Annotated in this window: 11 protein-coding genes; 7 read left to right on the top strand and 4 right to left on the bottom strand. The window is 63.2% G+C overall.

Going from position 1 to position 12,189, the window contains the following annotated elements:
* The 3 genes from AC1DIN_RS29225 to AC1DIN_RS29215 all read left to right on the top strand — a co-directional run.
* Positions 1-133, top strand: a 133-nt coding sequence (locus AC1DIN_RS29225; protein ID WP_476812272.1) for a transposase domain-containing protein, incomplete at its 5' end; no start/stop codon positions are given.
* A gap of 77 nt (positions 134-210) precedes the next feature.
* Positions 211-1,428 (top strand): hypothetical protein, encoded by a 1,218-nt coding sequence (locus AC1DIN_RS29220; protein ID WP_476812270.1) that lies wholly within the window; start codon positions 211-213, stop codon positions 1,426-1,428.
* A 342-nt stretch (positions 1,429-1,770) separates the two neighbouring features.
* Positions 1,771-2,442, top strand: a complete 672-nt coding sequence (locus AC1DIN_RS29215; RefSeq protein ID WP_476765303.1) for a hypothetical protein — start codon at positions 1,771-1,773, stop codon at positions 2,440-2,442.
* Between the two features lie 219 nt (positions 2,443-2,661).
* Here the strand turns inward: AC1DIN_RS29215 and AC1DIN_RS29210 are convergent, their stop codons facing one another.
* From AC1DIN_RS29210 to acnA, 4 genes are read right to left on the bottom strand one after another with little or no spacing between them, the layout of a single operon-like run.
* Positions 2,662-3,342, bottom strand: coding sequence for a transporter substrate-binding domain-containing protein (locus AC1DIN_RS29210; protein WP_476765302.1), 681 nt, complete (start codon positions 3,340-3,342; stop codon positions 2,662-2,664).
* Between the two features lie 21 nt (positions 3,343-3,363).
* Complete coding sequence (locus AC1DIN_RS29205) at positions 3,364-4,269, bottom strand: GntR family transcriptional regulator (protein ID WP_038368530.1); 906 nt, start codon at positions 4,267-4,269, stop codon at positions 3,364-3,366.
* A gap of 1 nt (position 4,270) precedes the next feature.
* Positions 4,271-5,419, bottom strand: a complete 1,149-nt coding sequence (locus AC1DIN_RS29200) for a PrpF domain-containing protein (protein WP_476765301.1) — start codon at positions 5,417-5,419, stop codon at positions 4,271-4,273.
* Positions 5,416-8,088, bottom strand: coding sequence for an aconitate hydratase AcnA (gene acnA / locus AC1DIN_RS29195; RefSeq protein WP_476812269.1), 2,673 nt, complete (start codon positions 8,086-8,088; stop codon positions 5,416-5,418). Before acnA ends, AC1DIN_RS29200 begins: the two co-directional genes overlap by 4 nt.
* 110 nt (positions 8,089-8,198) lie before the next feature.
* On the opposite strand from acnA, the gene AC1DIN_RS29190 reads away from it, so the two are divergent.
* The 4 genes from AC1DIN_RS29190 to AC1DIN_RS29175 are packed head-to-tail and all read left to right on the top strand — an operon-like array spanning position 8,199 to position 12,066.
* Complete coding sequence (locus AC1DIN_RS29190) at positions 8,199-9,146, top strand: Bug family tripartite tricarboxylate transporter substrate binding protein (RefSeq protein ID WP_476765299.1); 948 nt, start codon at positions 8,199-8,201, stop codon at positions 9,144-9,146.
* Positions 9,143-9,646: a tripartite tricarboxylate transporter TctB family protein gene (locus tag AC1DIN_RS29185; protein WP_476765298.1), complete on the top strand. Its 504-nt coding sequence runs from the start codon at positions 9,143-9,145 to the stop codon at positions 9,644-9,646. The genes AC1DIN_RS29190 and AC1DIN_RS29185 overlap by 4 nt, the downstream gene beginning before the upstream one ends.
* Positions 9,646-11,157, top strand: a complete 1,512-nt coding sequence (locus AC1DIN_RS29180; protein WP_476765297.1) for a tripartite tricarboxylate transporter permease — start codon at positions 9,646-9,648, stop codon at positions 11,155-11,157. The genes AC1DIN_RS29185 and AC1DIN_RS29180 overlap by 1 nt, the downstream gene beginning before the upstream one ends.
* A 42-nt stretch (positions 11,158-11,199) precedes the next feature.
* Positions 11,200-12,066, top strand: a complete 867-nt coding sequence (locus AC1DIN_RS29175; protein WP_476765296.1) for an isocitrate lyase/PEP mutase family protein — start codon at positions 11,200-11,202, stop codon at positions 12,064-12,066.
* The last annotated feature ends 123 nt before the right edge of the window (positions 12,067-12,189 follow it).

Raw genomic sequence — 12,189 nt, 5'->3', positions numbered from 1 at the left:
ACTCAACGGCGTCGATCCGCAAGCCTACCTCGTCGACGTCATCACCCGTATCGTTGCCGGCCATCCCCAGAGCCAGATCGACAACCTGCTGCCATGGGCCTATGCGCCTCAGCCGCTCAAGGCCGTGGCCTGAGAACACCGCTTACCTACCTCTCTACACCGCGTCATGTCGTCAGATGCCTGGACGGCATCCGATTCTTCTGGGGTGCGTTGCAGGATCAGGTCGATCTTAGCGACCTTGTCTGGCTGCACCTCATCAAGGTCGGCAACCCAAAGCTCTACGGCTGGATCGAACACTATCTTCCCGAGGTCGCTGCCCAGACATCCGGGATCGCGATCATCAGCGAAGATGAGAAGCGGTCGTCTCGTAAACGCCTCGACGAAGCACTGCTGGCCGAAAGCGCCGAGTTCGAACACGCCCGTCATAGACTGTCAGAATTCCTCCCCGGCATCGAGGAGTGGATGAACTACGGCAAGGATGACGAGCCCGGCGTTCATGCTCACATCCCCAAGGAGGAGGTAGCGAGAGCAGCCCGCTCCAGCAGACTGGCCAGCCCAGATCACTACCGTCTCTATTTCGCGGTGCAACAGCCTCGCAACGCACCGCGGCGTACTGACTTCCAGGCCCTGTTCGCAGCATTGGACGCCTCGGTGGCCGAGGCCTCGAAACTGCTGGCGAGTTGGAACAACGAGCGGCTTTCGACCGGTGCAACGAAAGCTGAGGCGATGCTGAGCCGTATCGTCGACGCAGATGGGGACACGTTCGGCTCGGCGCGAGCTCAGACGCTTCTCTGCGCGATGGCCGACCGGCTGGACGAGATGGCGTCGGTGCGTGACGAAGGCCTCGGTGATCCGCAATCTTGGGTGGAGGGACGTCGCGTCCTCAAGTGGCTCCTACCGAGACTGGAGGATCGTCGAGAGGAAACGTTGCTCGGCATGTTCCGGAGCCGAGCGATGGATTGGCTGACGACCCTCCTGAGGAGCGAGACATTCGCGCATGGGCGCGTCGAAGGGCGTCCGAGTGGCGAGAAGCATTTCGAGGCCGATGAGCTTGATCGAGTCTCGGCGATCATGGTCGAAAGATACAGAAATCTTCGCCTTGAAGAATGGACGGCGTTGCGGCGCCCCCTCAGCGCGCTCTTCGCCTGGTATCAGGCCGGCGATCCCGAGGGGCCGAAGGAATTCGTTACGTCGCAGATTGCGACCGATGAGGGGTTGGTGAGCGTGCTCGAGCTCATGGGCGGCCGCGTAAGTTCTTCAGCACGGGGGGAGTATGTCGCACTTAAGGAATCGACGCTGCGCTATTTCATGGACTATGCGGTCGCGCGCTCAAGGGCGGAGAACCTCGCCCGCAAGTCGGGTGACGCCTTGCTGAAGAAGCGAGCGGCGGCGTTGGCTCAACAGTTCAAGGATGCCGACGCGTATTAGCTTCCCACCACTGGACGACACCACAGAAATCCGCTCGGTTTGGCGGCCTCGACATTGTGGGACAGAAAATCACTGCTCGGGACGAAAAGCCCCCCAAGTGCGATTTCGGGGACAAAACCTCACTGGACCGCAGGCCCCATGCCCAGTCAAAGATAATGAAACGTGCATTTTTTGCCAGTCTCGTTATCTTTGACTGTGTGAAATCCGAGGTGCTGAGACGGCCCGCTGCATCTGAACCATCATGGCGAATAAGATCGAAGCCGCTGTTTGTGGCTTGCTCGGAGACTCGTGAACCTCAATCCGAGGCAGCAATTCCCAGCCAAGCCGTTCGGGTAGACAGCCATGAGCTACGACCACTCCACACATGAGAACCGTCTTCGCGCGAGCACCCTACTCCAGGAACTGAAGGGCAAGCTCAGCAATGTCGGTACGTCCACCATCGACGCGAAAACTATGACGGCCGCTTCCTCGCTTGAATGGTGGCGGCTGTTGAAGGTCGAAGGCGTTCATGTCTATCAGGCGGACGATGGGTGGCACGCTGACGTCACCTTCAAGAATCTCCCCCCGGGAGTGCCGACGATGATGGGCAGCGTGGGAAGCTACCAGAGCCAATCTGCGGCATTGAAGAGTGCCGTTCGGCAGCTCTCGATTCTTGCCGTGAACGACAAGCTCCCTCTGCCTCCCACTCAGGAAGGCTATCGCTGGTTCAAGTTCGACAATGTCGAGGTGCCGGTTAACGCCGATCTGATCGCGGCCTTTCCCGAAAGGCTGGCAGCCGAGGGATACACGGACTTCAAGGCGAAAGGCCGCCTCGCCTGGTTCCGGCACCAGCTCGCGGACGACAAGCCAATGACGGCGAAGATTTTCCAATCGTTGGATCAGGACGATCAGAACAGCATCAAGATCGCGTGCGCTATCGCACTTAGCTTCAGCGTTCATCAGTTCTCGATCGAGGATGGCCTCTGGAGTGAGTTTTCGCCTTCAGAAGGAACGACATCGACGATGCGGATGTGAAGCTAAGCCGCAGTTCTGCCCCTATGCCGGAGCGCGACGCGGCAGCAATAGGGCTTCGGTTGCTTGGATCAGGAACGCCAGCCCAAGCCTCCTGAAAGATGAAGAAGATCAACCTCGGCAGATGTCCGCAGCGCTCATTCCCTCGAGCCTTGCGCACCGATTTTCTCACGGTCATGGCGCGTAGATGAGATGGCTATCGACGCTGTGACCAAAGGGTCGTCAGCCGTTTTCGGCTGAATTCGATAGGGATTCGGCAATCAACCCGCTAACCGCAGCTTCATCCAAGAAGCGCTGGAGTCTCGGCAATTGGTCAGATTGCCGAATGGGCAGCGCCATCGCCTGCCGAATTTCCATGAACGGTTCTTCGATCAGCCGTAGGCCCGGGTTTCGCGCGACGAACGCTGCTGCGGGTTGTCGAATTCCGGCTCCTGCCTCAAGGCCCTGCGAGAGAAAATGAGGCAGGGCCTCGGCCGAGGTCGGAACGCGCACGATCTCGGCATGCTTCAGCGTCCGCGTAAGATGCAGATCGTAGGCGGCGCCGCGCCCGACGGAAACCCGCACGCCCGCCTGGTCGACATCCCGAATGCTTTGGAACGGCGACGCCGCCGCGACCACGAACACGCCCTCGATCACGAGGTAAGGCTCGGTGAAGGCAATCTCCGTGGCCCGCTTGGGATCGATGGCGAGGAAGGCCACGTCCCAGATATCGTCTGCCGCCGCATCGACCACCTTGCCAGCACCGTCGAACGGGATGAGGTCGAGCGCCAGCCCTTCGCGGTCGGCTAATGCCCGCGCAAGCGCTACCGTAACCCCGGTCAGCTCACCGTTCGGGCGGCGCTGCGCAAGAACCGGGTTGCCCAGGTTGATAGCGGCCCGCAGCCTGCCGCTCTCAGTCAACATGTCCGCATCCGCCACTGCTCCTCACGAGGATTGCAAGCCGCTCATCATGGGAGCCTTCTCCAGAGCGGCATCGGTAAGATGGAGCTGCATCCGATCCGCGGCTCCCGTCCTGTCGCCAGCCATGAGCAACTCGATGATACCAAGGTGTTCGAGGCAGACACGGCGAGCGCGCTCGCGATCGAGCGGGCGGCCATATTCCATGAGCCGCCGCAACTGGTTCAGCCTTGCCAAGGTCTGCACGAAGAAGCGGTTTCCGGACATCGCCGCGATACCCTCGTGGAAGGACGAGTTGATCTCGAAAAGCTCGATCTGCCCGAGCCGCCGATACCCTTCCTCAAGGACGAAGGTTTGCTGGTCACGCAGCGAGCGCAGCCGGTCCATGTCGGGCGCGAACTCGGGAGATCGCATCGCCGTCGGCTCCATCATCTGGCGAAAGCGATAGTTCTCGCGATAGGCGTCGAGGGTGTCGATCAGGGGCTGGAATTCCCATCCGCGCCCCTGCCGGCGCTCAACCCAGCCTTCCGAGGCCATCCTCGCCAGGATGTGGCGCAGCCGTGCCCGGGAGAGGTCATAGCGGCGGATGAGCTCGTTCTCGCTCACCACCTCTGGAAGCCTGTGGTTCAAGCGGTCCATCGCGATCGCGAGATAGGTGGCCGACGCATCTTCGCCGGCTTCCGCTTCTCCCGCTGATGCCTTTTCTCGGACAGAGAGATCCTTGAGGAAGAAGCCCTTGTTCGGCCGGCGCTCCAGGACGCCTGCCTCGGCCAGATGCGCCATCGCGGCGCGGATGGGCGTCCGGGAAGCCCCCAGCACGGGCTGCAACGAGTCCTCGGTAAGATGGTGGCCGTTTTGCCAGCCCGACGACCGCGCATGCGACAAGATCTGATTGGCCAGCTTGAGCTGCAACGTGGTCGGCTGTTGTGACATTTCAGGCCCCGTTCGACACCGGAATGGCTATCTCACCCTGCATCAAGCGCCTAGCGGTCCGGAACAGGACGGCGCTGTCAGCAGTCCACCCGCGCTCTGTCTCATGCACGACGGAGCCGACGGAAACCAGGCCGGACGGATTCGCGACGCGCACTTCACCAGCGGCATTGGCCGGCTTCGAGAGGCGGTTGGGAATCGTGCCGGCAATCTGGGTCGCCACCCCGAGATTGAGGCCGCCCGTGCCAGGGATGGCCTTGTGTGCGCGTTGCATCGAAATCATGCGTGTCGCGACATCGAACTGATCGGGCGTGAAGACTTCTCCGTCCAGGGCCTCGAACGCCACCGGAGCGGAAACCAGTGCGATGCGCGGCGTCTGGAGACCGATAGCCTCGGGCCTCGCGCCAAGGCCGGCGAGAACGCCGGCGCGGCGACGAAGAGCTTCCAGCTTGTCCATGACGCCGGGGGTGGCCTCGACCAGATCCGGGGTTTCCGCGCCGGTCAGCCCGAAAGCGGCCGCCTCGACATAGGCGATCAGGGACGTCGCATCGACGATCGAGACCTCAAAGCGGCCATCCACTCCGAGGTCGATGGTGTCGACGACATGCCCGGTGGGCAGCAATTTTCCGGTCACCGCTCCGTCGGGGTCAAGGAAATCCAGGCGAATTCGCGATCCCGGTGTCGAAACGCCCGCGATGGTGTAGTCCCCCCGGGTTTCGGCCTTGCCGTCCTTCACCTGGAAGCGGGAATGAATCAGCTTCCGGGTGTTGGTCTGGTGGATGCGGACCAGCACTTCTCCGTCCGCAGCCGGCACGAACCCCTCGTCGACCGCGAAATGGCCGACCGCTGAAGACAGGTTGCCGCAGTTGTTGGTCCAGTCTGCCACCGGCTGATCGACGGCGATCTGGATGAAGGTGTAGTCGACATCCGCATCGGGATGCGTCGGCGGCCCGATGATCACGGCCTTCGACAGCGAGGAGATGCCGCCGCCCATGCCGTCGAGCTGCCGGCCGTAGGGATCGGGGCTGCCGAGGGCAGTGACGAGCATCCTGCTGACGGTATCGCGATCCTGCGGCAGAACCTTCGCGTTGAAGAACACGCCCTTGCTCGTGCCGCCGCGGTAGAAGACGGCGGGAATGAATTGCTGGCTCATGCTGTCCTCGCGATCGGCACGCCTGTGCCCATATACTCCCTCCAGACGAAGGGCAGGATGCCCCCGTTACGCCAATAGGCGATGTCCTCGGGGGTATCGAGGCGAATGGTGAGAGGGATCTCGAACGATTGCCCATTGGCCCGGGTGATGCGGCAGGTCACTAGGTCACGAACGGAAAACTCGCGATCCAGACCCACGACGTCATAGATCTCGGAGCCGTCGAGTTCGAGCGCTTCACGGTCGACGCCATCGCCGAACTGAAGCGGCAAGACGCCCATGCCGACGAGATTGGTGCGGTGGATCCGCTCGAACCCTTCGGCGATGACCGCCTTCACGCCGAGCAGAGCCACGCCCTTCGCTGCCCAGTCGCGCGACGAGCCGCAGCCATAGTTCTTGCCCGCGATCACGACGAGCGGGGTGCCGCGATCCATATAGGCCTGTGCGGCCTCGAATATCCGCATCTGCTCGCCCTTCGGCATGACCTTGGTGAAGCCGCCTTCCACGCCGGGAACGATGCGGTTGCGCAGGCGGATGTTCGCGAAGGTGGCGCGGACAGCAACCTCATGATTGGCCCGGCGGGTGGTGTAGTTGTTGAAGTCGGCCTTCTGCACGCCGTAGGACAGAAGCAGGTCCGCCGAAGGCGTTCCGAGGCTGATTGCACCGGATGGCGAGATGTCATCGGTGGTGATCGAGTCGCCCAGAATGACCAGCGGGCGTGCGCCACGGATATCGAAGCCGCGCGCCGTCTGCGGCGAAAGCCCCTCGAAGTAAGGAGGCTGGCGCACATAGGTGCTGCCCTGCTGCCACGGGAACAGGGCGGAAGGCTTGGTCGCGAGCCTCGCCCATGGCTCGCCTCCGTCAAAGAGGTCCGCGTATTTCTCGGCGAAGACCTCGGGCGTGTAGGCCGTCGCGACCAGAGCGTCGATCTCGGCGAAGGATGGCCAGATATCGGCCAGGTACACGTCCCTGCCGTCTGCCGCGGTGCCGATCGGCTCACGGGCGACGTCGAGCGTCATCGACCCGGCAATGGCATAGGCGACGACCAGGGCGGGCGATGCCAGATAGGCGGCACGGACATTCGGGTGGATACGTCCCTGGAAGTTCCGGTTGCCCGAGAGGACTGCCGTTGCCAGGATTCCGTTGCCTTCGATCGCATCGGCGATCGGTTGGGGCAACGGCCCGGACCCTCCATTGCAGGTGGTGCAGCCGAAGCCGACGACCTGGAAACCGAGCGCGTCGAGATCCCGTTGCAATCCGCAGCGCTCCAGGATTTCGGCCACCACATGGCTTCCGGGAGCGAGCGAGGTCTTCACCCAGGGCTTCGAGTTCAGCCCCAGGCGCGCGGCGTTGCGGGCGACCAGCCCCGCGGCGATCATGCCGACCGGGTTCGAGGTGTTGGTGCAACTGGTTATGGCCGCGATCGCCAGATCGCCGTCCTTGATCGAGAAGCCGCTTCCCGCGACCGGGTGGCCCTGCCGTGAGGGTTCCCGGCCGGCGATCTCCCGGCAATGCACGGCGAACGCGGTCGCGGCATCGGCAAGATCGAAGCGATCCTCGGGATTCTTGGGGCCTGCCATCGACGGGCGGATATCGGCCAGATCTATCTCGACCACGAGGTCGAAGACGGGTGCCGGGGTCGCCTCGTCCCGCCACAGCTTCTGGGCGCGGGCATAGGCCTCGACCAGGGCAATCTGGTCGGCCGGACGGGCTGTCATTTCCAGAAAGTCGATCGAACGCCGATCGATCGGGAAATAGACGGCGGTGGCCCCGTATTCCGGCGCCATGTTCGCGATGGTTCCGCGGTCGGCGACCGAGAGCTGCTGCAAGCCGGGTCCGAAGAACTCGACGAACTCGCCGACGACACCGACCTTGCGCAGGCGCTCGGTGATGGTCAGCACGAGGTCGGTCGGCATCACGCCTTCGCGCAATCGGCCCTTGACCTCGACCCCGATGACGCGCGGCAGCGCCATCGCGACGCCCTTGCCGAGCATCACGGCCTCGGCCTCGATGCCACCGACGCCCCAGCCGAGGATTCCGAGGCCGTTGATCATCGGCGTGTGGCTATCCGTTCCGACGCAGGTATCGGGCGACGCCACCTGCATCCCCTTCAGCTCTTCCAGCCAGACGACTTGTCCGATCTTCTCGATATGGATCTGGTGCATGATGCCCTTCCCGGGCGGGACCACGCGGACGCCGTCGAAGCTTTCCGAGCACCAGCGCAGGAAGGCGAAACGCTCGGCATTCCGGCGGTACTCCATCTCCAGGTTGAGGCGTGGCGCATCGCGCGTGCCGAAGAAATCGACCTGGAGCGAATGGTCGATGACGATGTCGACGGGCACAGCCGGATTGACGACGCCGGGGTCCTTGCCCTCGCTCGCAAGCGCGTCGCGCAGTCCGGCCATGTCGACCAGCATCACTTTCGCCAAGATGTCCTGGCCGTAGATCCGCGTCGGCTTGAAGGTCAGCGCAGTGCCCACCTCGCGCGCGAGGACGGCCCGAACCTGGGCGTCGTTCGCCACACCTTCGAAGAACTGCTGCCGCAGCAGGTTTTCCAGCACGATCCGCAGCGAAAACGGCAACTGCTCGATGCCGGGATAACGAGCGATCGGCACATAGCGCGCCCTGCCGACCTCAGGCCCCAACGCGGCCAGCGTGGCTCTTTCCAACATGACGCTCCTCCGTAAACTCGTGCAACTATTATATCTTGCATATCCAAAAAACAATAGCTACGGATATCCAAAATACAATCATTCGCCATCCAACAGGGAGGATGCGGACAATGCGCAGGACGATGCTTTCCATCGCTATGGCGGTCGGATTCGCGGGAATGGCGGTGGCGGAGCCCGCCAAGGTCATGGTTCCGGCGGGAGCAGGCGGCGGGTACGACACCACGACCCGCCTCGCGATGACCATGCTCGACAAGAGCGGTCAGTTCAAAGACGGGGCCGTGTTCACCAATAAGCCAGGCGCGGGCGGGACGCTTGGCCTCGGCGAGTTCATCCGCACCAGCAAGGGGCAGGACAACGCCCTGATGGGTATGGGCGTGATCCTGCTGGGGTCGATCATGGCGACAAAAGGTTCGCCGCAGATCGCCGAGACGACGCCGATCGCGCGGCTGACTTTCGAGTATAATGGCCTGGCGGTGCCGGCGAATTCGCCCTTCAAGACCGTCAAGGATCTCAGCGAGGCCCTGAAGGCCAATCCGGGCGCGGTGGCGTTCGGCGGCGGCTCGGCCGGCGGCGTCGATCACATCATCGCCGGGATGATCGCGAAGAATGCCGGTCTTCCGCTGCAACGGCTGAACTACATCGCCTATGGCGGCGGCGCCGAAGCCGTCACGCAGCTCGCCGGCGGCAAGATCTCCGTCCTCGTCTCCGGTGCGTCGGAGCTCAAGGGCCTGGCCGATGCCGGGCGCGTCCGGATCATCGCCGTCACCTCGGACAAGCGCCTGGCCGGTGTCGATGCCCCGACCTTGAAGGAGAGCGGCGTCGATATCGTCCTCGGCAACTGGCGCGGCATCGTCGGCGCCCCAGGCATGTCGGCCGCAGCGCGCAAGACTTGGGTCGAGCGCTTCGGAAAAGCAACCGAGAACCCGGAATGGAACGCGGAACTGGATAAGTCCGGGCTTCAGAGCGCCTATCTCGGCGGCGACGACTTCTCTGCCTTCATCGCCAGCGAGAACGCCCGGATCAAGCCGATCCTCGAGGAGCTCGGGGTTGCCAAATGACCTCGGTGGTCAAGTCCTCCCCAGCGCGACGCCCGTCGCGCTGGGGTTTGCCGGCCGGTGTCCTGATCCTCGGGGCCGTCCTGCTGCATGAGGCCACGGACCTGCCGCTGGCGCAGGCTTATGCCGGGATCGGCCCCGGTTTCTTCGTCCTCGCGATCGGCCTCATCCTCACCGCCCTGGGCCTCGCCCTCGGCTATCAGGTCATGAAGGGCACCACCTTCGAGCCCGAGGAGACCGAGGGTGCCGACGTCAGCCGGCCGATGTCATGGACAGGCTTCCTGACGGCCGCGGCGGGCGTCTTTCTGCCGGTCGCCCTTGTTGGCTATGCCGGCTTCCCCATCGGCGGAGCGGTGGCCTACGCCCTGGTCACGCGCGCATACGGATCGAAGCGGCCGCTGGTCGATGTCGTCATCGGCTTCGTCGTAACGTCGATCACCTGGTTCGCCTTCACGAAGCTCGGCGTCCAGCTCGGCGCCTTCTTCCCGCCCGGAGGCTTCTGATGTCCATTTTCGATGCGCTGATGCATGGCTTCGGGGTCGCCATGCAGCCGATGAACCTCTTGTGGGCACTGGTCGGCTGTGCGCTGGGGACTGCGATCGGCGTCCTGCCCGGCATCGGACCGGCCCTCACGATCACCCTTCTCCTGCCGGTCACCGTGAGCATGTCGCCGACCGCGGCCTTCATCATCTTCGCCGGCGTGTTCTACGGCGCCATGTATGGCGGCTCCACCACCTCGATCCTGATCAACACGCCTGGCGAATCCGGCTCGATGATCACGGCGCTCGAAGGAAACAAGATGGCAAAGAACGGCCGCGGCGCTGCGGCGCTCGCGACCGCCGCCATCGGCTCTTTCGTTGCCGGAACGATCGGCACCGTGCTGCTCACGCTCGCGGCCCCGACGATCTCGGAAATCGCCTTCGTCTTCGGACCCGCCGAGTATTTCGCGCTTGCGGTTCTGGCTTTCACCTCCGTCTCTGTCGTGCTCGGCACCTCGATCCTGCGCGGGCTGGTTTCGCTCTTCTTCGGCCTTGCGCTCGCAGTCATGGGCACCGACTATCAGGCCGGGCTGCCGCGATTGACCTTCGGCGTTCCCGAGCTGTCCGACGGTATAGGCATCACCATCGTACTGGTCGCGATGTTCGCCGTCGGCGAAATCCTCTTCGTCGCGAGCCGGCTCAGCCAGGACCCGCAGAAGCTGATCGAGGTCAACGGGCCGATCGCGATGTCGCGCGAGGATTGGCAGAGATCCTGGAAGCCCTGGCTGAGAGGGGCGGCGCTCGGTTTTCCGATCGGCGTCATGCCGGCCGGAGGATCGGAAATCCCCACGCTGCTGTCTTATACGCTCGAAAGGCGCCTCTCGAAGAAGCCAGAAGAGTTCGGGCATGGCGCGATCGAGGGCGTCGCCGGCCCGGAGGCCGCCAACAATGCGGCCGTCGCCGGCGTCATGGTCCCCCTGCTCACGCTCGGCCTGCCGACATCGGCCACCGCCGCGGTAATGCTGGCCGCCTTCCAGAACTACGGGCTCCAACCCGGGCCGACGCTGTTCACCAGCAATCCGGAATTGGTCTGGGGCGTGATCGCCTCGCTCTATATCGGCAACCTGATGCTGCTCGTCCTCAACCTGCCGATGGCGCGGGTCTGGGTGAAGCTGCTCGCCATTCCGAAACCGCATCTCTACGCCGGCATTTTGATATTTTCGCTGGTCGGCGTCTGGGGCATTTCCCAGTCCTGGGTCGAACTGCTCGCCCTCGGTCTGCTCGGCCTGGTCGGCTACGGCTTTCGCTGCTGCTCGGTGCCGATTGCGCCCGCATTGATCGGCCTCATTCTCGGCCCGATGGCCGAATTGCAGCTTCGACGCGCGCTGGCAATCGGCCAGGGCGATCCGCTGACGCTGGTCGCTTCTCCGATCGCAGCAGGTCTTCTGGTCGTCGCGGCGCTGCTGCTGCTGATCCCGCTGATTCGGCTCGTCCAAACCCGCCGCCTCGAAACCTCGACATTGCCCGCCGGCTGATTAAACCGGCATCAGAAGCGTGAACGAGTAGGAAAGACGCAAATGGTCAGCGCGCACTCGAACTTCCGCGAGCAGCTCATGAAGCGCGAAGGTCTGCTCGTGCCTGGGGCGGCGAATGCTCTTGCCGCTCTCGTTATCGCGGATCTCGGCTATGAGGCGATCTATCTCTCCGGTGCAGGGCTGACGAACACGTTTCTCGGCCTGCCGGATTTGGCGTTCATTTCTCTGCCCGAGCTCGTGCAGCACACGATGGCTATCAAGTCGGCCACCGACCTCCCCCTGATCGTTGATGCGGACACCGGGTTCGGCAACGCCTTGAACGTCAGGCACACGGTTCAATCGCTGGAGCGGGCCGGAGCCGACGTCGTTCAACTGGAAGACCAAGTTTCTCCGAAGAAGTGCGGCCATTTCTCCGGAAAGGAAGTCATTCCGGCGGAGGAGATGGCGGGAAAAATCCGCGCTGCCGTCGACGCGCGCCGTTCGCGTGAGACACTCATCATGGCTCGTACCGACGCGCGGGCGGTTGAAGGATTCGAACGTGCGGTGGAGCGTGCCCAACTCTATGAACAATCCGGCGCGGACATCATTTTCGTCGAGGCTCCGGAAAGCATCCAAGAGATGGAAAGCTTGCCGCAACTGATTGCCGCGCCGCTTCTGATCAACATCGTGGTTGGTGGAAAAACTCCGGTTGTCAGCCAGGAGCGCCTCGCTCAGATGGGGTTCGCGCTGGTGCTCTATGCCAACGTAGCTTTGCAGTCCGCGATCAAAGGCATGCAATCGGCTCTCGGGCAGCTCAAGGAGCGCGGTGAACTCGATGAGACCGGTCCGGTCGCCAGCTTTCGCGAGAGGCAGCGGTTGGTCCGAAAGCCCGAGTTCGACGCGCTGGAAAAGCGGTATAGCGCCATTTAACGCAGATGGACGCTGAATGCCCCGCTGCATGTTGATCACGGCGCCCTTGGGAAGCTGGCATCCTAGGCAACACGGACGCGGAACTCCGGGATGAAAGATCGCGTTGGCGGTACATTGGGCCAA

This window comes from Allobosea sp. 05T438, from assembly GCF_056396025.1.
This window is presented reverse-complemented; position numbering and strand designations above follow the sequence as displayed.

Coding starts and splice junctions, on each gene's coding strand:
- AC1DIN_RS29215 (WP_476765303.1), top strand. CDS start 1,771: ATGAGCTACGACCACTCCACACATGAGAACCGTCTTCGCGCGAGCACC.
- AC1DIN_RS29210 (WP_476765302.1), bottom strand. CDS start 3,342: ATGTTGACTGAGAGCGGCAGGCTGCGGGCCGCTATCAACCTGGGCAAC.
- AC1DIN_RS29205 (WP_038368530.1), bottom strand. CDS start 4,269: ATGTCACAACAGCCGACCACGTTGCAGCTCAAGCTGGCCAATCAGATC.
- AC1DIN_RS29200 (WP_476765301.1), bottom strand. CDS start 5,419: ATGAGCCAGCAATTCATTCCCGCCGTCTTCTACCGCGGCGGCACGAGC.
- acnA (WP_476812269.1), bottom strand. CDS start 8,088: ATGTTGGAAAGAGCCACGCTGGCCGCGTTGGGGCCTGAGGTCGGCAGG.
- AC1DIN_RS29190 (WP_476765299.1), top strand. CDS start 8,199: ATGCGCAGGACGATGCTTTCCATCGCTATGGCGGTCGGATTCGCGGGA.
- AC1DIN_RS29185 (WP_476765298.1), top strand. CDS start 9,143: ATGACCTCGGTGGTCAAGTCCTCCCCAGCGCGACGCCCGTCGCGCTGG.
- AC1DIN_RS29180 (WP_476765297.1), top strand. CDS start 9,646: ATGTCCATTTTCGATGCGCTGATGCATGGCTTCGGGGTCGCCATGCAG.
- AC1DIN_RS29175 (WP_476765296.1), top strand. CDS start 11,200: ATGGTCAGCGCGCACTCGAACTTCCGCGAGCAGCTCATGAAGCGCGAA.